The sequence below is a fragment of the Streptomyces sp. CB02058 genome (genome assembly GCF_001905505.1).
In the GTDB taxonomy this organism is placed as follows: domain Bacteria; phylum Actinomycetota; class Actinomycetes; order Streptomycetales; family Streptomycetaceae; genus Streptomyces.
The window spans coordinates 437,914-457,394 of record NZ_LIPG01000006.1 but is presented as its reverse complement, the minus strand read 5'-3'; the positions used below and the strand labels follow the sequence as shown (position 1 = coordinate 457,394).

Below are 19,481 nucleotides of genomic sequence, written 5' to 3'. Positions count from 1 at the left end.
GATACGCCGTTCATCCTGTCAGATCCGGCGATCCTTGATCCGGCCCGTCGGGCCGCGTTCATCTGCTCTTGTCTCAGTGGCCGCACGCCCAGGGGGCGGCGGCGGTGGCCGTCTCCGCCTGGGCGCGCAGTGCCCGCACCGCCTCGGCCGGGTCCTCGGCCCCGTACACGGCCGAACCCGCGACGAACACGTCCGCGCCGGCCTCGGCGCACCGCTCGATGGTGGAGGCGGACACGCCGCCGTCGACCTGGAGCCACAGCTCGAGACCGTGCTTGGCGATCAGCTCACGGGTGCGGCGGATCTTCGGCAGCATGATGTCCAGGAACGCCTGGCCGCCGAATCCCGGCTCCACGGTCATGATCAGCAGCATGTCGAGCTCGGGGAGCAGGTCCTCGTAGGGCTCGATGGGCGTAGCGGGCTTCAGGGCCATGGAGGCGCGCGCCCCCTTGGCCCTGATCTCCCGCGCCAGCCGCACGGGCGCGGCGGCGGCCTCCGCGTGGAAGGTCACCGAGCCCGCGCCGGCCTCGACGTACTGCGGCGCCCAGCGGTCCGCGTCCTCGATCATCAGGTGGCAGTCCAGCGGGGTGTCCGTGGCCTTGCTCAGCGCCTCCACGATGGGAACGCCGAGCGTCAGGTTGGGCACGAAGTGGTTGTCCATGACATCGACATGGAGCCAGTCGGCGCCTTCGACGGCCTTCGCCTCCTCGGCGAGACGTGCGAAGTCGGCGGACAGGATGCTGGGGTTGATCTGGGCCATGCACCCAAGCCTGCCATGCTCCGGGCCACTTCCCCGCCTCGGTGCGTCCCAAAGCCTCACGGGATCATTACGGTTCGCGCATTCCCGGCTATTCCACCCCGCGCTCAGCCCGTGCGGCGCAGCAGCGCGAGGTACATCGCGTCCGTGCCGTGCAGGTGCGGCCACAACTGGACGTCGGGCCCGTCGCCCAGCGCGGGCACGCCCGGGATCAGCGGACGTGCGTCGATCCACTCGGCCTCGGCGGACGCGCCGCCGCGCCCCTTGAGCACGTCCTCGACGACGACCCTGGTCTCGGCGAGGTGCGGGGAGCAGGTGGCGTATCCGACGACCCCTCCGACCCGTACGGCCTTCAACGCCTCGCGCAGCAGACCGCGTTGCAGCGGGGCGAAGCCCTCCAGGTCCTCGGCGCGGCGGCGCCAGCGGGACTCCGGGCGGCGGCGCAGCGCGCCGAGGCCGGAGCAGGGCACGTCCATCAGGACCCGGTCGAAGGAGCCGGGCTGCCACGGCGGGCGGGTCCCGTCGGCGGTGATCACCTGGTACGGCCCGGGGTTGCCCGCGAGCGCGCGCTCGACGAGCCGTGCGCGGTGCGGCTGCTTCTCCGCTGCGAGGAGGGTCGCGCCGCGTCCGGTGGCGAGCGCGGCCAGCAGGGCGGCCTTGCCGCCGGGGCCGGCGCAGCCGTCGAGCCACCGGGTGTCGTCGCCCTCGACGGGGGCGTTGGCCAGGGCGGCGGCGACGAGCTGGCTGCCCTCGTCCTGCACACCGGCGCTGCCGTCCCGCACGGCCGCCAGGGCTCCGGGCTCGCCGCCCTCGGCCATCCGCACGGCGTAGGGCGACCAGCGGCCGGGAAGGCCGCTCTCCTCTCCGAGGGCGTCCAGCAGCTCGTCGGTGGTGGAGCGGCCGGGGCGGGCGACGAGCGTCACCTCGGGCCGCTCGTTGTCCGCCTCCAGCAGGTCCTCGATCCCGGCCCGGCCGCCGCCCAGGGCGTCCCAGAGGGCGGAGACGACCCAGCGGGGGTGCGAGTGGACGACGGAGAGGTGCTCCTCGGCGTCCTCCTCGTACGAGGGGGCGACGCGCTCCAGCCATCCGTCGAGGTCGTGCGCGGTGACCTTGCGCAGCACCGCGTTGACGAACTTGGCGCGGCCCTCGCCGAGCACCACCCGTGCGAGCTCCACGCTGGCGGAGACGGCGGCGTGGGTCGGGATGCGGGTGCCGAGCAGCTGGTGGACGCCCATGTTGAGCACGTCGAGCACCGGCGGGTCGACCTCGCGCAGCGGCCGGTCGATGCACGCGGCGACGATCGCGTCGTAGGTGCCCTGGCGGCGCAGCGTCCCGTATACCAGCTCGGTCGCCAGGGCCGCGTCCCTGCCCTCGAAGTCGCCCTTGGCGCGTGCCTTCTTCAGCAGCGGGGGCAGGACGAGGTTGGCGTAGGCGTCGCGCTCGTCGACGGCCCGGAGCACCTCGAAGGCGAGGAAGCGGACCGGGTCCTTCTGGGGACGGCGGTGCGGCTTGGCGGGACGGCGACGCTGCTGGTCGTTCACGTGAAAGGTGCTCCGCTGATGGTGAGGGGGCGAACCCGTCCAGCGTACGTCCCCCGCCCCGGGGCGCCGTCCGGCGCGGGGTCGCCCGCCCCGGGACCCGTCCTGGGCCGTGGCGGCTCCCGGGCGCCCTCCGTCAGGAGCCCGGAGCCCCACCGGGCCTCGTCAGAGGCCCAGCAGCTCCCCGTGGGCGATACGGACTCCGCGGGCCCAGTCGGCGGCCCGCATCGGCTTCTTGCCCTGGGGCTGGACCCAGAGGAGCTCCACGGCGTGCGAGCCGGTGCCCACGTACACGTTGTTCTTGCCGGCGGACAGCTCGCCCGGGGCCAGGTCGGTGCGGTCCAGGACGGGCACGGCCTGGACCAGCTTGAGGCGTTCCCCGCGGAAGAGGGTCCACGCCCCCGGGGCGGGGGTGCATCCGCGCACCACCCGGTCGACCCTGAGCGCGGGCGCGGACCACTGCACCTGGGCGTCATCGACGCTGATCTTGGGTGCGAGGGTCACGCCCTCCGCGGGCTGCGGGACGGCGTGCAGGGTGCCGTCCTCGATGCCGTCCATGGTCGCCGCGAGCAGCCCGGCGCCCGCGAAGGCGAGCCGGGTGAGCAGGTCACCGCTGGTGTCGGTGGGCCGGACCTCCTCGGTCAGGACGCCGTAGACGGGCCCGGAGTCCAGCCCCTCCTCGATCAGGAAGGTGGAGGCGCCGGTGACCTCGTCCCCGGCCATCACCGCGTGCTGCACGGGCGCGGCACCTCGCCAGGCGGGCAGCAGGGAGAAGTGCAGATTGACCCAGCCCCTGGCCGGCACGTCCAGCGCGGTCTTCGGCAGCAGGGCGCCGTACGCGACCACGGGGCAGCAGTCCGGCGCGATCTCGCGCAGCCGCGCCAGGAAGTCCTCGTCGCGGGGCCTGACGGGCTTGAGCACCTCGATGCCCTCCTCCTCGGCGCGCTCGGCCACGGGGCTGGCGACGAGCCTGCGCCCGCGCCCGGCCGGGGCGTCGGGTCGGGTCACCACGGCGGCCACCTCGTGGCGCTCGGAGGCGATCAGGGCGTCCAGGGCGGGAACGGCGACCTCGGGGGTGCCTGCGAAGACGAGCTTCATGGGTGGCGGACTGCCTCTCGGGCCGGTACGTACGTGGCGAGCAGCACACCAGTCTAGGGCCCGGCCCCGGGGAGCGTACGCAGGCCCGTGGCCGTGCGGCGACGGGGAGCGTGCGGGGGTGCGTGCGCCCCGCGCATATGCACATACGCCCCTATTGCGTGACCACATGGCCGGGTGAGGCGTTGGTCAAGTGAGATTGACCGAAGTGGACCGCCCTCACGCGGTCCGATCCCTTTCAACGCCGGTTCGAGAGGCTTCTTCATGGCCGACCACGCAACCCATGACGCCCAAGCGCGCGCCAGCCTGCATCTGTTGGTGCGGGACATCGAGCGGGTCCGGCGGCAGGTGGACGCCCTGCGCACCCTCACTGCGCAGCTGGGCAACGTCTACCGTCCGCGCCGCTCCGGCCCCTCCGCGGGCTTCGTCGTCTACGGGAGGGCGCCGGCCCCGACGGTCCGGCTCGCCCAGGAACTGCGGGACAGCGTCGAGACGCTGGTGACGGCGGCGGTGGACTTCGACCGCTCGCTGGGCTTCTCGTGGGACGCGGTTGGTTCCGCGCTCGGGGTCACCAAGCAGGCGGTGCACCGCCGTTACGGCGCTCGCCGCAACACCCCGCAGCCGGGTACGGCGGAGCAGGCTCCCGAGACCGTGAACCGCCCGCTGCCCACGGCGCAGAGCTCCTCCCCCGCGCTGCCCGTCGTGCCCGCGGCCCGCTCCATGCCGCCGCAGCCGTCGGACCGCCCGGGCGCGTTCCCCGGCCCGCGCAACGGTTGACCCGGGAGGGGGCGACGGCCCTCCTCGCCTGCCCGGCGTCCCGTGGCACGGCTCGTGGCACCGGTTCCGTCAGCCGATGTCCGGCGGATCGATCCTGATCCGCACCGGATCTCCGGTGCCCTTGGCCGTCCGGGCCGCCTGCGCCGCCTTGAGCGCGGACGCCAGAGCCGCTCCGCGCCCGGGCGGAACCCTGACCAGCGCCCGGTCCCAGGTCTCGCCCGGCGGGGTGTCCCCCTGCCTGCGGGGCCTGCCGGGAGCGCCGCCCGGCACCGGCACCGGGCCCAGCACCTCCGCCTCCGGGGGCAACTCGGTCCCCGCGAGGAAGGCGGCCACCGCCTCGGCAGGGCCTGTCACCGAAGCCATCCGGGACACGGGCGGGAATCCGAGCTCGGCCCGCTCCGCGAGTTCACGGCGGGCGTGGCCGACCGGGTCCCAGCGGACCAGCGCCTGGACCGGCCGCAGGGTCGGCTCGGCCACGATCACGACCGTGCCGCCCTCGGGCTGGCCGCGCACCAGTGCGGCGGCGGCCGTCCAGCGGCGCAGCGCCTCCTCGCCCGCCCGCAGGTCGGGCCTGCCCACCATCGCCCAGCCGTCCAGCAGCAGGGCGGCGGCGTAACCGCCCTCGGCCACCGGTTCGGCCCCCGGGGTGCTGACGACCAGGGCGGGCTGCCCGGGCACGGAGTCCAGCACATGGTCCCGCCCGGACGTCCGCACCGGGACGGCGGGAAAGGCCCGACCCAGCTCCTCGGCGGTCCTGCGGGCCCCGACGATCTGTGCCCTCAGCCGGACTCCGCCGCAGGCCACGCAGCTCCAGGCCGTCTCGGCCCGCCCGCACCAGGCGCAGTCGAGGTCCCGCTGGTCGGGGGCCTGGAGCGGCCCGGCGCAGTGACGGCACCGTGCGGGCTCCCGGCAGCGCTCGCAGGCCAGCCGGGGGGCGTAACCGCGGCGCGGCACCTGGACCAGCACCGGGCCGCTGCGCAGGCCGTCCCGCACGGTCTGCCAGGCCAGGCTGGGCAGCCGCGCCGAGCGGGCCGCGCCGTCCCGCGCCAGCTCTCCGTCCCCGACCGTACGCACGAGAGGCGCGGCAATCCGCAGCTGCTCCCGGTCCGCGCGCAGGGGCAGGGCCCAGCCGCTCTCGACCAGTTGCGCGGCCTCGACGGTGCAGTTCGTCCCGCCCAGCAGGAAGGCGCACCTGCCGTGCGCGGCCCGGAGCTCCAGGACCTCCCTGACGTGCGGGAACGGGGCGTTGTCGTCGCTGTGGCTGGAGTCGCCGTCGTCCCAGACGGCCACCAGCCCCAGATCGGCGACGGGCGCGAACATCGCGGCCCTGGTCCCGACCACCGCGCGCACCGAGCCGCGCCGGACCGCGAGCCACTGGCGGTAGCGCTTCTCGGGGCCCGAGTCGGCGGTCAGCAGCGCATGCCGGCCCTCCCCCAGCACCCCGGTCAGGGCGGTGTCGACCCGCCCGGCGCTGCGCCCGTCCGGTACGACGACGAGCGCGCCGCGTCCCGAGGCGAGGGTGGCGGCCACGGCACGGGCGATCTCCTCGGGCCAGTGCGGTCCGGGCAGCGCGGTCCACACGGCCCGGGGCGCGCCGCCCTCGGCGAGCGCCCGCAGGAATCCGGGCCCCTGGGTGTAGCGCTCCCAGGTGCCGGGCTCCGGGGCCGGGGGCGGCGGCAGGGGCACGGGCGACGGCTTGGACTCCGCCCGGCCGTTCCTGGGCGGCACGGCGAGCTGGAGCACATCGGCGAGGCTGCCGGCGTAACGGTCGGCCACGGCTCGCGAGAGCTCCAGCAGCTCCGGGCCGAGCACCGGCTCCGGCGAGACGACGTAGGCGAGGGCGGCGAGGGCGCCCTGATAGTCCGAGGAGGCGCGGCGCTCGATCAGGAAGCCGTCGATCAGGCCGCCGCCCTCGCGCCTGCCGCCGCGGACCTGCCGTCCCCCGGCGCCGAACCGCACCCGGACCCGGACACCGGGGCGGGCCTCGGCGTCGAGCTCCTCAGGGACGGCGTAGTCGAAATACTGGTCGAGGTGGAGCGCGCCCTTGTTCACCAGGACGCGGGCGACCGGGAGCTCCGCGGCGAGCGGGGCGCCCCGCCAGGTCCGGGGCTTGGCGCGCGGCACCTTGGCCCGGCGCACCGTCTCCCGGATCAGCGCAAGCTGCTCCGGTGCCCCGGCCTCGGGCTCGTCGGAACGCTCGTCGTCGCTGCTCACAGCCAAATTCCTACCAGACGCCACCGACAGCGGCGCCGGACACCGAAACGGCTCCCGAGATCATGTCCGGCCACGGGAGGGTCCTTTCAACACGGGGCAGTGCCCCGCTCCAGAAGTATCCGCGGCCTCCGCACCGGGAGCCGACGCCATTATGGGGCACGGCACGTGGGCGCCGCACCCCGCATTTCTCCCCACGCACGGCACGTGGACTCCGCAGCCCACGCGGCCCACGCGAGGAATCGGGCCGCCGGGAGGCGTCGGGCGCCGGACGGAACACGCGCGCCGGGGCCCGGCCACCGCGTCACGGTGTCCGGGCCCCGGCGTACGGGACGGGTCGGCGGTGCCTAGAGCCCCGCCGCCTCGCGCAGCGCGTCCACGCGGTCGGTGCGCTCCCAGGTGAAGTCGGGGAGCTCGCGGCCGAAGTGCCCGTACGCCGCGGTCTGGGCGTAGATCGGGCGGAGCAGGTCGAGGTCACGGATGATCGCGGCCGGGCGGAGGTCGAAGACCTCGCCGATCGCGTGCTCGATCTTCTCCGTGTCGACCGCGGCGGTGCCGAAGGTCTCGACGAACAGGCCCACCGGCTCTGCCTTGCCGATCGCGTAGGCGACCTGGACCTCGCAGCGGGTGGCCAGGCCGGCCGCGACGACGTTCTTGGCGACCCAGCGCATGGCGTAGGCGGCCGAGCGGTCGACCTTGGACGGGTCCTTGCCGGAGAAGGCGCCGCCGCCGTGGCGGGCCATGCCGCCGTACGTGTCGATGATGATCTTGCGGCCGGTGAGGCCGGCGTCGCCCATCGGGCCGCCGATCTCGAAGCGGCCGGTCGGGTTCACCAGGAGGCGGTAGCCCTCCGTGTCCAGCTTGATGCCGTCCTCGATCAGCTGCGCGAGGACGTGCTCCACGACGAACTCGCGGATGTCGGGCGCGAGCAGCGAGTCGAGGTCGATGTCGGAGGCGTGCTGCGAGGAGACGACGACCGTGTCGAGGCGGACGGCCTTGTCGCCGTCGTACTCGATGGTGACCTGGGTCTTGCCGTCGGGGCGCAGGTACGGGATGGTCCCGTTCTTGCGGACCTCGGACAGCCGGCGGGAGAGCCGGTGCGCCAGGTAGATCGGGAGCGGCATCAGCTCGGGCGTCTCGTCGCAGGCGTAGCCGAACATCAGCCCCTGGTCGCCCGCGCCCTGCTTGTCGAGCTCGTCCTCGTCGCCCTCGACGCGCTTCTCGTAAGCGGTGTCGACGCCCTGGGCGATGTCCGGGGACTGTGCCCCGATGGACACGGAGACGCCGCAGGAGGCTCCGTCGAAGCCCTTCTTGGAGGAGTCGTAGCCGATCTCCAGGACCTTGTTGCGCACAAGGTTGGGGATGTCGGCGTAGGCCTTGGTCGTGACCTCACCCGCGACATGCACCAGACCAGTGGTGATCAAAGTCTCGACGGCGACGCGCGAGGAAGGGTCCTCACGCAGGAGCGCGTCGAGAATCGTGTCGCTGATCTGGTCAGCGATCTTGTCGGGGTGGCCCTCGGTTACGGACTCCGAGGTGAAGAGACGGCGGGACACATCGCTCCCTGGGGTTGCAGCGGCTGCTGGCTGATCATTGATGGACCACCGGGAGCTGCGCCCGGCACATTCCGTCGACCAGTTTATCGGTCGCTCCCGGTGAATGGGCCACGCGTCTCGCCCCTTGGGAGGTCTGTGACCTGCGGCACCGTTGACGGCGGTATGAAAATCCATCCTTTCGGGTGCACAATATGGCCGATTATCGTGAGATTCCTCCCATCAGCTCGGACCTATGTAATCTGGCCGAAACGTGCCGCCACGAGGTCCCACACCGTGTCGGCGAGCGCTTCCTTGGGACCGAACGGCACCACGGTCTCGCCTCCGTCGGCGGCGAGCACGACCGCCTCGTTCTCCTCGGAGCCGAAGGTCTTGCGCTCCCCCACCTCGTTGACGACGAGGAGATCGCAGCCCTTGCGGCGGAGCTTCTCGCGTCCGTTGGCGAGGACGTCGTCGGTCTCGGCGGCGAAGCCGACGACGATCTGTCCGGGCCGGGCGCGTTCCGCGGCGACCTCGGCGAGGATGTCGGGGTTGCGGACGAGCTCGACGGCGGCCGGTTTCTGGCCGTCCTTCTTCTTGATCTTGCCGCCGGCGTAGACGGCGGGACGGAAGTCGGCGACCGCCGCCGCCATGACCACCACATCGGCGTCGGCCGCGGCCTTCAGCACGGCCTCGCGCAGCTGCACGGCGGTTCCCACGCGCACCACGTCGGCGCCCGCGGGGTCGGGAAGCCCCGTGTTGGCCTCGACCAGCGTCACCCGGGCGCCCCGGGCGACCGCCGTGCGGGCGAGGGCGTAGCCCTGCTTGCCCGAGGAGCGGTTGCCCAGGTAGCGGACGGGGTCGAGGGGTTCACGGGTGCCGCCCGCGCTGATCACCACATGCCGGCCCGCGAGGTCGGGCGCGCCGGGACCGCGCGTCAGGACGGCGCGGCAGACCTCGAAGATCTCCCCCGGGTCGGGCAGCCTGCCCTTGCCCGTGTCCACACCGGTGAGCCTGCCGACGGCCGGCTCGATGACGACGGCGCCCCGGCGGCGCAGGGTGGCGACGTTCTCCTGGGTGGCGGGGTGCTCCCACATCTCGGTGTGCATCGCGGGCGCGAAGACGACCGGACAGCGCGCGGTGAGCAGGGTGTTCGTGAGGAGGTCGTCGGCCAGGCCGTGGGCGGCCCTGGCGAGCATGTCCGCGGTCGCGGGGGCGACGACCACGAGGTCGGCGGCCTGGCCGATCCTGACGTGCGGCACCTCGTGGACGCTCTCCCAGACCTCGGTCGAGACGGGGTTCCCGGAGAGGGCGGACCAGGTCGCCGCCCCGACGAAGTTCAGCGACGCGTCGGTCGGCACGACCCGTACGTCGTGGCCCGACTCGGTCAGCCTGCGCAGCAGCTCGCACGCCTTGTAGGCGGCGATGCCTCCGCTGACCCCCAGGACGACCTTCGGCTTCTCCACTGCGTCTCCCCGCACTCGTGTCTCCGCGCACTCGCGTGCGGCCTCATGACGTACGTACTCCATGCTGCCTCACCGCGCCCGCGGCCCCGCGGCGGGCCCGCTGCGGACACACCACAGGCCCGGCGGCAAAGGCCGCCGGGCCTGTGGTGAAGGTGCGTTTCCTGCGTACCGCCTGATTACTGCGCGGGGCCTTCGATGGCCTCGGAGGTCAGCAGGCCCGCGTTGATCTCGCGGAGCGCGATCGAGAGCGGCTTCTCGTGCACGTGGGTGTCGACGAGCGGACCGACGTACTCGAGGAGGCCTTCACCGAGCTGCGAGTAGTACGCGTTGATCTGGCGCGCGCGCTTGGCGGCGTAGATCACGAGGCTGTACTTCGAGTCGGTGGCCTCGAGGAGCTCATCAATCGGCGGGTTGATGATGCCCTCGGGCGTGGTGATGGAAGAGGACACTCTCTGCCTTCCGAAGGGGATAGAGATCAAAGAGATCTTTGATCATGCTGGTTCCGCAGTGGTGATGCTCTGCGTCCGTGCAGCGACGAGGGACCGGTGAGGTCAGTCGTCGATGCCGCGGAGGCCGGAAGCCTGCAGCATCAACGTTAGCAGCTCGCGTGCCACGTCCTCGACGGAGGTGTTGACGAGGGTCGTGTCGAACTCCTCCTCGGCGGCCAGTTCCACCTTGGCGGCCGCGAGCCGGCGCTCGATCACGTCGGGCTCCTCCGTGCCCCGGCCGGTGAGCCGGCGCACCAGCTCGTCCCAGCTGGGCGGCGCGAGGAAGACGAGCTGCGCTTCAGGCATCGACTGGCGGACCAGCCGGGCGCCCTGGAGGTCGATCTCCAGCAGCACCGGCTCGCCCGACTCCAGGCGGTCGAGCACGGCACGGCGGGGCGTGCCGTAGCGGTTGCCCGCGAATTCGGCCCACTCCAGCAGCTCGCCGTTGGCGATCAGCTTGTCGAACTCCTCGTTGTCCACGAAGAAGTAGTGGACCCCGTTGCGCTCGCCGGGGCGGGGCTTACGGGTCGTCGCGGACACCGAGAGCCAGACCTCGGGGTGGACCTTGCGCATATGCGCGACGACCGTGCTCTTGCCGACCCCGGAGGGGCCGGAGAGCACGGTCAGCCGCGGACGTACGTCCGGGGGTACGGGGGACGTCCCCCGGGATGTTGCAGCCATGGGGCGATTATCCAGGTTCTCAGGGGTGCCTGAGAACGTCAGGCGGCGCTGCCGCCGAACTCACGCTCCAGGGATGCGATCTGGTTGGAGCCGAGACCCCGGACCCGTCGGCTCTCGGAGATGCCGAGCCGCTCCATGATCTGCTTGGCGCGGACCTTGCCCACGCCCGGCAGGGACTCCAGGAGGGCGGAGACCTTCATCTTGCCGATGACGTCGTTCTCCTGGCCCTGCTTGATGACCTCGTGGAGGGAGGCGCCGGAGTGCTTGAGTCGATTCTTGACCTCGGCCCGCTCCCGGCGAGCCGCGGCGGCCTTTTCGAGCGCGGCTGCGCGCTGTTCAGGGGTAAGGGGCGGAAGAGCCACGCCTACGTCACCTCGGATGTCGATCTGTCGGATACGGACCGGTGTGGACCCTGGTGGCTCCACACCTGGTGAGCAACGAAACAACCTGTACTCGTTGGCTCTCGACGGAGACTAGCGGCCATGGCCGCCTGAGTCAGCGAGAACAGACGAAAAGTCCTGGTCAGCCTTGACCGACCCGGACATTTCAGCCATAACAACCCGGAATTCTGGTCAGGATTCCGTCAACAGGCTGTTACGTGGCATGGTCAGCTTTCCGAGACGGCCGTACGGACCTCGTCCGCGAACCGTCCGGCGGCTTCGCGCAGCCCTGACGCGTCCGGACCGTGGCGCAGCACGCCCCGGCTCACGCTCGGCACCACGTTGCCCACCGCGGCGCCGAACACGCGGGGAAGATCCGCGGGAGTGGCGCCCTGGGCTCCGATGCCGGGAGCGAGCAGCGGGCCGTTGACCGCCAGATCGACGCCCGCGTCCCCGAGCGTGGCGCCGACGACCGCGCCGACCGAACCGAGCGGCGTCGCGCCCGCGTTCTCGACGGCCATGTGGTCGAGCATCACCTGCGCCAGCGAGCGCCCGTCGGCGGCGGTGGCGCGCTGCACCTCGGCGCCCTCCGGGTTGGAGGTGAGGGCGAGCACGAAGACGCCCGCGCCGGAGATCGCCGCGGCGTCGAGCGCCGGGCGCAGCGAGCCGAAGCCGAGGTAGGGCGAGACGGTGACCGCGTCGGAGAAGAGCGGGGAGTCCTTGTCGAGGTAGGTCGCCGCGTAGGCGCCCATCGTGGAGCCGATGTCCCCGCGCTTGGCGTCCATGAGCACCAGCGCCCCGGCCGCACGGGCCTCCTCGACGGCCTTCTCCAGTACGGCGATGCCGCGCGAACCGAAGCGCTCGAAGAAGGCCGACTGCGGCTTCAGCACGGCGACCCGGTCGGCCAGTGCCTCGACGACCGTGCGCGTGAAGCGCTCCAGGCCCGCGATGTCGTCGTTCAGGCCCCAGGAGGTGAGCAGGGAGGCGTGCGGGTCGATGCCCACGCAGAGCGGTCCGCGGGTGTCCATGGCGTGGCGCAGGCGCGCGCCGAAGGGTTCAGGGGTCACTGCATGACCTTCCGTGTCTCGGCGCCGACGGCTTCGGCGAGGGTGGTGTACGGGGATGCGGCCAGCCGGGCGGCCAGGCCCTTGTGGATCGCGCGGGCGTAGAACGGGCCCTCGTAGATGAAGGCGCTGTAGCCCTGGACGAGCGTGGCACCGGCGAGGATGCGCTGCCAGGCGTCCTCGGCGTTCTCGATGCCTCCGACACCCACCAGGGTGATCCGGGTGCCCACACGCGCGTACAGGCGGCTCAGGACCTCCAGGGAGCGCTCCTTGAGGGGTGCGCCGGAGAGCCCGCCGGTCTCCTGGACCAGGGATGCGTCGGACTTCAGGCCGAGGCCGTCGCGGGCGATGGTCGTGTTGGTGGCGATGATGCCGTCCAGACCGAGCTCGACGGCGAGGTCGGCGACCGCGTCGACGTCCTCGTCGGCGAGGTCCGGGGCGATCTTGACGAGCAGCGGGACCCGCCGCCCGGTGACGGTGCGGTCGGCGGCCTCGCGCACGGCGCTGAGCAGCGGGCGGAGCGCCTCGGTGGCCTGGAGGTTGCGCAGGCCGGGGGTGTTCGGCGAGGAGACGTTCACGACGAGGTAGTCGGCGTGGGCGGCGAGCCGCTCGGTGGACTTCACGTAGTCCCCCACCGCCTCGGCCTCGGGGACGGCCTTGGTCTTGCCGATGTTGACGCCCACGGTCGTGCGGAAGACGGGGTTGCGGGCGGCGAGACGCTCGGCCACGGCCGCTGAGCCCTCGTTGTTGAAGCCCATGCGGTTGATGAGCGCCCGGTCGGCGACGAGGCGGAACAGCCGCTTCTTCGGGTTGCCGGGCTGGGGCTCGCCGGTGACGGTGCCGATCTCGATGTGGTCGAAGCCGAGCATCGACATGCCGTCGATCGCCACGGCGTTCTTGTCGAAGCCGGCCGCGAGCCCGAAGGGGCCGTGCATCCGCAGGCCGAGTGCCTCGGTGCGCAGTTCCTCGTGGCGGGGGGCGAGCGCGGCGGCGACGAAGGTGCGGAGCACGGGCACGCGGGCGGCGAGACGGATCCAGCGGAAGGCCAGGTGGTGGGCCTGCTCCGGGTCCATCCGCTTGAAGACCAGCTGGAAGAAGAGTTTGTACATCACGGTGTCCTCATGAAGAGGGGGACACCGTTTCCGGTGTCCCCCTGGGCGTCCTGGCTGCTAGTCGCGGGCCGCGATCAGATGTTCAGCGTGTTCCTGGAGGGAACGTACGCCGACGCCTCCGTGGTTGAGCGCGTCGATGCCCTGGACGGCGGCGGCGAGCGCCTGGACCGTGGTGAGGCACGGCACGGACCTGGCGACGGCCGCGGTGCGGATCTCGTAGCCGTCGAGCCGGCCGCCCGTCCCGTACGGCGTGTTGACGATGAGGTCGACCTCGCCGTCGTGGATCAGCTGGACGATGGTCTTCTCGCCGTCCGGGCCCTCGCCCTCGGACTGCTTGCGCACGATCGTGGCGTTGATGCCGTTGCGCTTGAGCACCTCGGCGGTGCCGGAGGTGGCCATCAGCTCGAAGCCGTGCGCGACGAGTTCGCGCGCCGGGAAGATCATCGAGCGCTTGTCGCGGTTGGCGACGGAGATGAAGGCACGTCCCTTGGTGGGCAGCGGACCGTAGGCGCCGGCCTGCGACTTGGCGTACGCCGTGCCGAACACGGAGTCGATGCCCATGACTTCACCGGTGGAGCGCATCTCCGGGCCGAGGACCGTGTCGACGCCGCGGCCGTGGATGTCGCGGAAGCGCGACCACGGCATGACGGCCTCCTTGACGGAGATCGGCGCGTCCAGCGGCAGCGTGCCGCCGTCGCCCTGCTTGGGCAGCAGGCCCTCCGCGCGCAGTTCTGCGATGGTGGCGCCCAGCGAGATGCGGGCGGCGGCCTTCGCGAGCGGGACCGCGGTCGCCTTCGAGGTGAAGGGGACGGTCCGCGAGGCGCGCGGGTTGGCCTCGAGGACGTAGAGGATGTCACCGGACAGCGCGAACTGGATGTTGATCAGTCCGCGTACGCCGACGCCCTTGGCGATGCCCTCGGTGGAGGCGCGCAGCCGCTTCACGTCGAAGCCGCCGAGGGTGATCGGGGGCAGCGCGCAGGCGGAGTCGCCGGAGTGGATGCCGGCCTCCTCGATGTGCTCCATGACGCCGCCGAGGTAGAGCTCGGTGCCGTCGTAGAGCGCGTCGACGTCGATCTCGATCGCGTCGTCGAGGAAGCGGTCGACCAGGACCGGCCGGGTGGGGCTGATCTCGGTGGACTCGGCGATGTAGGAGGAGAGGCGGGTCTCGTCGTAGACGATCTCCATGCCCCGGCCGCCGAGCACGTACGAGGGGCGTACGAGGACGGGGTAGCCGATCTCGTCGGCGATGGCCTTGGCCTCGGAGAACGTGGTGGCGGTGCCGTGCTTCGGGGCCGGCAGTCCGGCCTCGGCGAGCACCCGGCCGAAGGCGCCGCGGTCCTCGGCGGCGTGGATGGCCTCCGGGGAGGTGCCCACGACCGGCACGCCGTTGTCCTTGAGCGCCTGGGAGAGGCCGAGCGGCGTCTGTCCGCCGAGCTGGACGATGACACCGGCGATCGGGCCCGCGAGCGACTCCGCGTGCACGATCTCCAGGACGTCCTCCAGCGTGAGCGGCTCGAAGTACAGCCGGTCGGAGGTGTCGTAGTCCGTGGAGACGGTCTCCGGGTTGCAGTTGACCATCACGGTCTCGTAGCCCGCGTCGCTCAGCGCGAAGGAGGCGTGGACGCACGAGTAGTCGAACTCGATGCCCTGGCCGATGCGGTTGGGGCCGGAGCCGAGGATGATCACCGCGGGCTTGGTGCGCGGCGCGACCTCGCTCTCCTCGTCGTAGGAGGAGTAGAAGTACGGCGTCTTGGCGGCGAACTCGGCGGCGCAGGTGTCGACCGTCTTGTAGACCGGGCGGATGCCGAGCGCGTGCCGGACCTCGCGCACGACGTCCTCGCGCAGGCCGCGGATCTCGCCGATCTGGGCGTCGGAGAAGCCGTGCCGCTTGGCCTCGGCGAGCAGCTCGGTGTCGAGGCGCTCGGCGGAGGTCAGCTCGTCGGCGATCTCCTTGATCAGGAAGAGCTGGTCGACGAACCAGGGGTCGATCTTCGTGGCGTCGAAGACCTCTTCCTGGGTGGCGCCCGCGCGGATCGCCTGCATCACGGTGTTGATGCGGCCGTCGGTGGGGCGGACCGCCTCGGCGAGCAGCTCGGCCTTGTCGCCGGGCTCACCGGTGAAGGCGAACTGCGAGCCCTTCTTCTCCAGGGAGCGCAGGGCCTTCTGGAGCGCCTCGGTGAAGTTGCGTCCGATGGCCATGGCCTCGCCCACCGACTTCATGGTGGTGGTGAGGGTGGAGTCGGCGGACGGGAACTTCTCGAAGGCGAAGCGCGGGGCCTTGACGACGACGTAGTCGAGGGTCGGCTCGAAGGAGGCCGGCGTCTTCTCGGTGATGTCGTTGGGGATCTCGTCCAGCGTGTAGCCGACGGCCAGCTTGGCGGCGATCTTGGCGATCGGGAAGCCGGTGGCCTTGGAGGCGAGCGCCGAGGAGCGGGAGACGCGCGGGTTCATCTCGATGACGATGACCCGGCCGTCGGTGGGGTCGATGGCGAACTGGATGTTGCAGCCGCCGGTGTCGACGCCGACCTCGCGGATGATCGCGATGCCGATGTCGCGCAGCCGCTGGTACTCACGGTCGGTGAGCGTCATCGAGGGGGCGACGGTGATCGAGTCACCGGTGTGGACGCCCATCGGGTCGAAGTTCTCGATGGAGCAGACGACCACGACGTTGTCGTTCTTGTCGCGCATCAGCTCCAGCTCGTACTCCTTCCAGCCGAGGATGGACTCCTCCAGGAGCACCTCGGTGGTCGGCGAGAGGGTGAGGCCCTGTCCCGCGATGCGGCGCAGCTCCTCCTCGTCGTGGGCGAAGCCGGAGCCGGCGCCGCCCATGGTGAAGGAGGGGCGGACGACGACGGGGTAGCCGCCGAGCGTGTCGACGCCCGCGATGACGTCGTCCATGGTGTGGCAGATGACGGAGCGGGCGGACTCGCCGTAACCGATCTTCGCCTTGACGGCCTCGACGACCCCCTTGAAGAGGTCGCGGTCCTCGCCCTTGTTGATGGCCTCGACGTTGGCGCCGATGAGCTCGACGCCGTACTTCTCCAGGACACCGTTCTCGTGCATGGAGATCGCGGTGTTGAGCGCGGTCTGGCCGCCCAGGGTGGGGAGCAGCGCGTCGGGGCGCTCCTTGGCGATGATCTTCTCGACGAACTCGGGGGTGATCGGCTCGACGTACGTGGCGTCGGCGATCTCCGGGTCGGTCATGATCGTCGCCGGGTTGGAGTTCACCAGGATGACGCGCAGGCCCTCGGCCTTGAGGACGCGACAGGCCTGGGTGCCGGAGTAGTCGAACTCGGCGGCCTGCCCGATGACGATCGGACCGGAGCCGATGACCAGGACGGACTGGATATCGGAGCGCTTAGGCACGCTGGCCCTCCATCAGGGTGACGAAACGGTCGAAGAGGTACGCGGCGTCGTGCGGGCCCGCGGCTGCTTCGGGGTGGTACTGGACGCTGAAGGCCGGCTGGTCGAGCAGCTGGAGCCCTTCGACGACCTGGTCGTTCAGGCATACGTGGGAGACCTCGGCGCGGCCGAACTCCGTGTCGGAGACCTTGTCGAGCGGAGCGTCGACGGCGAATCCGTGGTTGTGCGCGGTGACCTCGACCTTGCCGGTCGTGCGGTCCTGCACGGGCTGGTTGATGCCCCGGTGGCCGTACTTCAGCTTGTAGGTGCCGAAGCCGAGCGAGCGGCCGAGGATCTGGTTGCCGAAGCAGATGCCGAAGAGCGGGGTCTTCCGCTCCAGGACACCGCGCATGACGGAGACGGGGTGGTCGGCGGTGGACGGGTCGCCGGGGCCGTTGGAGAAGAAGACTCCGTCGGGCTCGACCGCGTACACCTCCTCCAGGGTGGCGGTGGCGGGCAGGACGTGCACCTCGATGCCGCGCTCGGCCATGCGGTGCGGGGTCATGCCCTTGATGCCGAGGTCGATCGCCGCGACGGTGAACTTCTTGGTGCCGATGGCGGGGACGACGTACGTCTCCTTGGTGGCGACCTCGGCGGCGAGGTCGGCGCCGGCCATCTCGGGGGCCTGGCGCACCTTGGCGAGCAGTATGCCTTCGTCCTGGAGGGCGTTCCCGGAGAAGATGCCGACGCGCATGGCGCCGCGCTCGCGCAGGTGGCGGGTGAGCGCGCGGGTGTCGACGCCGCTGATGCCGACGATGCCCTGGCTGGTGAGCTCCTCGTCGAGCGAACGGCGGGAGCGCCAGTTGGAGGGCACGCGGGCGGGGTCGCGCACGACGTAGCCGGAGACCCAGATGCGCTTCGACTCGGGGTCCTCGTCGTTCACGCCGGTGTTGCCGACGTGCGGGGCGGTCATGACGACGACCTGGCGGTGGTACGAGGGGTCGGTCAGCGTCTCCTGGTAGCCGGTCATGCCGGTCGAGAACACCGCCTCGCCGAAGGTCTCCCCCACGGCCCCGTAGGCGCGGCCGCGGAAGGAGCGGCCGTCCTCCAGGACGAGTACGGCGGGAGCTTGCGCTGCTCCCCGGGTGGAGATCGTCATCGTGCGGTGCCTTCCGTTGTGCTGGTGAGGTTCTTGCCGGCTGAGCCGGTGAGGTGGCCGACGGCGTCGACCCAGGCCTGGTGCTCGGCCGCGTGGTCGGAGCGGAACCCGGAGTCGATCAGCTGGTCGCCGTGCGCCCAGGTGATGACCAGGAGGCCGCCCTCGGGCAGGACCTTGCCCGCGAGCGCCTTGTCGAGCCGGGCCTCGCGCAGGGCGGCGGCCGGTACGAAGAAGTCCGCCGCTCCGGGGCGTACGACGTCGAGGCCCTGCTCCGTGAGGGTCAGCTCGACCCTGCTGCGGGTGCCGAGGCCGTGCGCGACGATCCGGTCGAGCCACTGCCCGGCGGTCGTCGAGGCGTGGTAGCGGCCCTCCAGGGTGAGCAGCTTCTCGCCGTCGGCGAACCCGTCGGGGGTGGTCGCGAGCTCGGGCAGGCCGGACTGGAGGCGGCCCCGCCACTTCCATCCCTGGCGCATCAGCCAGTAGACGAAGGCGACGAGGACGAGCAGTCCGACGACCCAGCTGATGCGGGCGGACCAGTCCGTCACTTCGGCCGACTTCTGCTCGGCGGCCAGCTGGTACAGGGGGTTGAGTGTTGTCACGCGAGCTTCCCGTCGACGACCGTTGCACGGCCCCGCAGGAAGGTGTGGGTCACTCGGCCGGGCAGCTCGCGACCCTCGTACGGAGTGTTGCGGCTGCGGGAGGCGAAGCCCGCGGGGTCCACTGCTCCACGGTATGCCGGATCGACCAGAGTGAGGTTGGCGGGCTCACCCGCCGAGACGGGCCGGCCGTGTCCTTCGAGCCTGCCGATGACCGCGGGACGGAACGACATGCGGTCGGCGACGCCCGCCCAGTCGATGAGTCCGGTGTCCACCATGGTCTGCTGGACCACGGAGAGCGCGGTCTCGAGGCCCACCATGCCCATGGCGGCGGCGGCCCACTCGCAGTCCTTGTCCTCGTGCGGGTGCGGGGCGTGGTCGGTGGCCACGCAGTCGATGGTGCCGTCCGCGAGCGCCTCGCGCAGGGCCAGGACGTCGGCCTCGGTGCGCAGCGGCGGATTCACCTTGTAGACCGGGTTGTAGGACCGGACGAGCTCGTCGGTGAGCAGCAGGTGGTGCGGGGTGACCTCGGCGGTGACGTTCCAGCCCTTGGACTTGGCCCAGCGGACGATCTCGACGGAGCCGGCGGTCGAGAGGTGGCAGATGTGGACCCGGGAGCCGACGTGGGCGGCGAGGAGCACGTCGCGGGCGATGATCGACTCCTCGGCGACGGCGGGCCAGCCGCCCAGGCCGAGCTCGGCCGAGACGACGCCCTCGTTCATCTGGGCGCCCTCGGTGAGGCGGGGCTCCTGGGCGTGCTGGGCGACGACGCCGTCGAAGGCCTTCACGTACTCCAGGGCGCGGCGCATGATGACGGCGTCGTCGACGCACTTGCCGTCGTCGGAGAAGACCTTCACCCCGGCGGCGGAGTCGTGCATGGCTCCGAGCTCGGCGAGCTGCTTGCCCTCCAGGCCGACGGTGACGGCGCCGACGGGCTGCACGTCGCAGTAGCCGGACTCCTTGCCGAGCCGCCAGACCTGCTCGACGACGCCCGCGGTGTCGGCGACGGGGAAGGTGTTGGCCATGGCGTGGACGGCGGTGAAGCCGCCGACCGCGGCAGCCTTGGTGCCGGTGAGGACGGTCTCGGAGTCCTCGCGGCCGGGCTCGCGCAGATGGGTGTGCAGGTCGACGAGGCCGGGCAGCAGGATCTGGCCGGCCGCCTCGATCACGGTGGCGTCGCCCGCTTCGATGCCGGTGCCGACCTCGGCGATGGTCTCGCCGTCGATGAGGACGTCCCCAGGCTCGCCGCCGAGGACCTTCGCACCGCGGATCAGGATCTTGCTCAT

The 19,481-nt window shown here is 71.8% G+C and carries 16 protein-coding genes; 1 reads left to right on the top strand and 15 read right to left on the bottom strand.

The features are described 5' to 3' along the window. Positions 1-73: 73 nt before the first annotated feature. The 3 genes from rpe to fmt all read right to left on the bottom strand — a co-directional run bounded on the left by rpe (position 74) and on the right by fmt (position 3,390). The gene (rpe, locus tag AMK10_RS30210) at positions 74-757 is read right to left on the bottom strand and encodes a ribulose-phosphate 3-epimerase (RefSeq protein ID WP_073751743.1); all 684 of its coding nucleotides are present in this window, start codon (positions 755-757) and stop codon (positions 74-76) included. Between the two features lie 104 nt (positions 758-861). Next, positions 862-2,295 carry an RsmB/NOP family class I SAM-dependent RNA methyltransferase gene (locus tag AMK10_RS30205; RefSeq protein ID WP_073751741.1) on the bottom strand — a complete coding sequence of 478 codons (1,434 nt, stop codon included), beginning with the start codon at positions 2,293-2,295 and terminating at the stop codon, positions 862-864. Positions 2,296-2,457: 162 nt separating this feature from the next. After that, positions 2,458-3,390: a methionyl-tRNA formyltransferase gene (fmt, locus tag AMK10_RS30200; protein ID WP_073751739.1), complete on the bottom strand. Its 933-nt coding sequence runs from the start codon at positions 3,388-3,390 to the stop codon at positions 2,458-2,460. Positions 3,391-3,651: 261 nt separating this feature from the next. On the opposite strand from fmt, the gene AMK10_RS30195 reads away from it, so the two are divergent. Beyond that, on the top strand, positions 3,652-4,164 hold the full coding sequence (locus tag AMK10_RS30195; RefSeq protein WP_073751738.1) for a hypothetical protein: 513 nt from the start codon (positions 3,652-3,654) through the stop codon (positions 4,162-4,164). A gap of 69 nt (positions 4,165-4,233) precedes the next feature. Here AMK10_RS30195 and AMK10_RS30190 read toward each other — a convergent pair whose 3' ends face one another. The 12 genes from AMK10_RS30190 to AMK10_RS30135 all read right to left on the bottom strand — a co-directional run bounded on the left by AMK10_RS30190 (position 4,234) and on the right by AMK10_RS30135 (position 19,481). Beyond that, on the bottom strand, positions 4,234-6,378 hold the full coding sequence (locus AMK10_RS30190; RefSeq protein WP_073751737.1) for a primosomal protein N': 2,145 nt from the start codon (positions 6,376-6,378) through the stop codon (positions 4,234-4,236). A 344-nt stretch (positions 6,379-6,722) separates the two neighbouring features. Next, positions 6,723-7,931 carry a methionine adenosyltransferase gene (gene metK, locus AMK10_RS30185; RefSeq protein WP_073751736.1) on the bottom strand — a complete coding sequence of 403 codons (1,209 nt, stop codon included), beginning with the start codon at positions 7,929-7,931 and terminating at the stop codon, positions 6,723-6,725. 230 nt (positions 7,932-8,161) lie between these two features. Beyond that, positions 8,162-9,373, bottom strand: coding sequence for a bifunctional phosphopantothenoylcysteine decarboxylase/phosphopantothenate--cysteine ligase CoaBC (gene coaBC / locus AMK10_RS30180; RefSeq protein ID WP_073751735.1), 1,212 nt, complete (start codon positions 9,371-9,373; stop codon positions 8,162-8,164). 176 nt (positions 9,374-9,549) lie between these two features. Beyond that, positions 9,550-9,822 carry a DNA-directed RNA polymerase subunit omega gene (rpoZ, locus tag AMK10_RS30175; RefSeq protein ID WP_003970369.1) on the bottom strand — a complete coding sequence of 91 codons (273 nt, stop codon included), beginning with the start codon at positions 9,820-9,822 and terminating at the stop codon, positions 9,550-9,552. Between the two features lie 102 nt (positions 9,823-9,924). Next, the gene (gmk, locus tag AMK10_RS30170; RefSeq protein WP_073751734.1) at positions 9,925-10,542 is read right to left on the bottom strand and encodes a guanylate kinase; all 618 of its coding nucleotides are present in this window, start codon (positions 10,540-10,542) and stop codon (positions 9,925-9,927) included. 38 nt (positions 10,543-10,580) lie between these two features. Further along, on the bottom strand, positions 10,581-10,904 hold the full coding sequence (locus tag AMK10_RS30165) for an integration host factor (protein WP_014157387.1): 324 nt from the start codon (positions 10,902-10,904) through the stop codon (positions 10,581-10,583). 245 nt (positions 10,905-11,149) lie between these two features. Then, entirely contained in the window at positions 11,150-11,989 is an 840-nt protein-coding gene (pyrF, locus tag AMK10_RS30160) for an orotidine-5'-phosphate decarboxylase (RefSeq protein ID WP_073751733.1), read from the bottom strand. Next, complete coding sequence (locus AMK10_RS30155; RefSeq protein WP_073751732.1) at positions 11,986-13,095, bottom strand: quinone-dependent dihydroorotate dehydrogenase; 1,110 nt, start codon at positions 13,093-13,095, stop codon at positions 11,986-11,988. Before AMK10_RS30155 ends, pyrF begins: the two co-directional genes overlap by 4 nt. A 60-nt stretch (positions 13,096-13,155) precedes the next feature. After that, positions 13,156-16,464, bottom strand: coding sequence for a carbamoyl-phosphate synthase large subunit (carB, locus tag AMK10_RS30150; RefSeq protein ID WP_073751731.1), 3,309 nt, complete (start codon positions 16,462-16,464; stop codon positions 13,156-13,158). Then, positions 16,457-17,599, bottom strand: coding sequence for a glutamine-hydrolyzing carbamoyl-phosphate synthase small subunit (gene carA / locus AMK10_RS30145; protein ID WP_073751730.1), 1,143 nt, complete (start codon positions 17,597-17,599; stop codon positions 16,457-16,459). Before carA ends, carB begins: the two co-directional genes overlap by 8 nt. Beyond that, the gene (locus tag AMK10_RS30140) at positions 17,596-18,198 is read right to left on the bottom strand and encodes a PH-like domain-containing protein (protein ID WP_073751728.1); all 603 of its coding nucleotides are present in this window, start codon (positions 18,196-18,198) and stop codon (positions 17,596-17,598) included. Before AMK10_RS30140 ends, carA begins: the two co-directional genes overlap by 4 nt. Continuing rightward, complete coding sequence (locus AMK10_RS30135; RefSeq protein ID WP_073751726.1) at positions 18,195-19,481, bottom strand: dihydroorotase; 1,287 nt, start codon at positions 19,479-19,481, stop codon at positions 18,195-18,197. Before AMK10_RS30135 ends, AMK10_RS30140 begins: the two co-directional genes overlap by 4 nt.

Excerpts from the sequence above, each read along its gene's own strand:
- AMK10_RS30155 (WP_073751732.1), bottom strand. The coding sequence starts at position 13,095 with ATGTACAAACTCTTCTTCCAGCTGGTCTTCAAGCGGATGGACCCGGAG.
- gmk (WP_073751734.1), bottom strand. The coding sequence starts at position 10,542 with ATGGCTGCAACATCCCGGGGGACGTCCCCCGTACCCCCGGACGTACGT.
- rpe (WP_073751743.1), bottom strand. The coding sequence starts at position 757 with ATGGCCCAGATCAACCCCAGCATCCTGTCCGCCGACTTCGCACGTCTC.
- AMK10_RS30195 (WP_073751738.1), top strand. The coding sequence starts at position 3,652 with ATGGCCGACCACGCAACCCATGACGCCCAAGCGCGCGCCAGCCTGCAT.
- carA (WP_073751730.1), bottom strand. The coding sequence starts at position 17,599 with ATGACGATCTCCACCCGGGGAGCAGCGCAAGCTCCCGCCGTACTCGTC.
- fmt (WP_073751739.1), bottom strand. The coding sequence starts at position 3,390 with ATGAAGCTCGTCTTCGCAGGCACCCCCGAGGTCGCCGTTCCCGCCCTG.
- AMK10_RS30135 (WP_073751726.1), bottom strand. The coding sequence starts at position 19,481 with ATGAGCAAGATCCTGATCCGCGGTGCGAAGGTCCTCGGCGGCGAGCCT.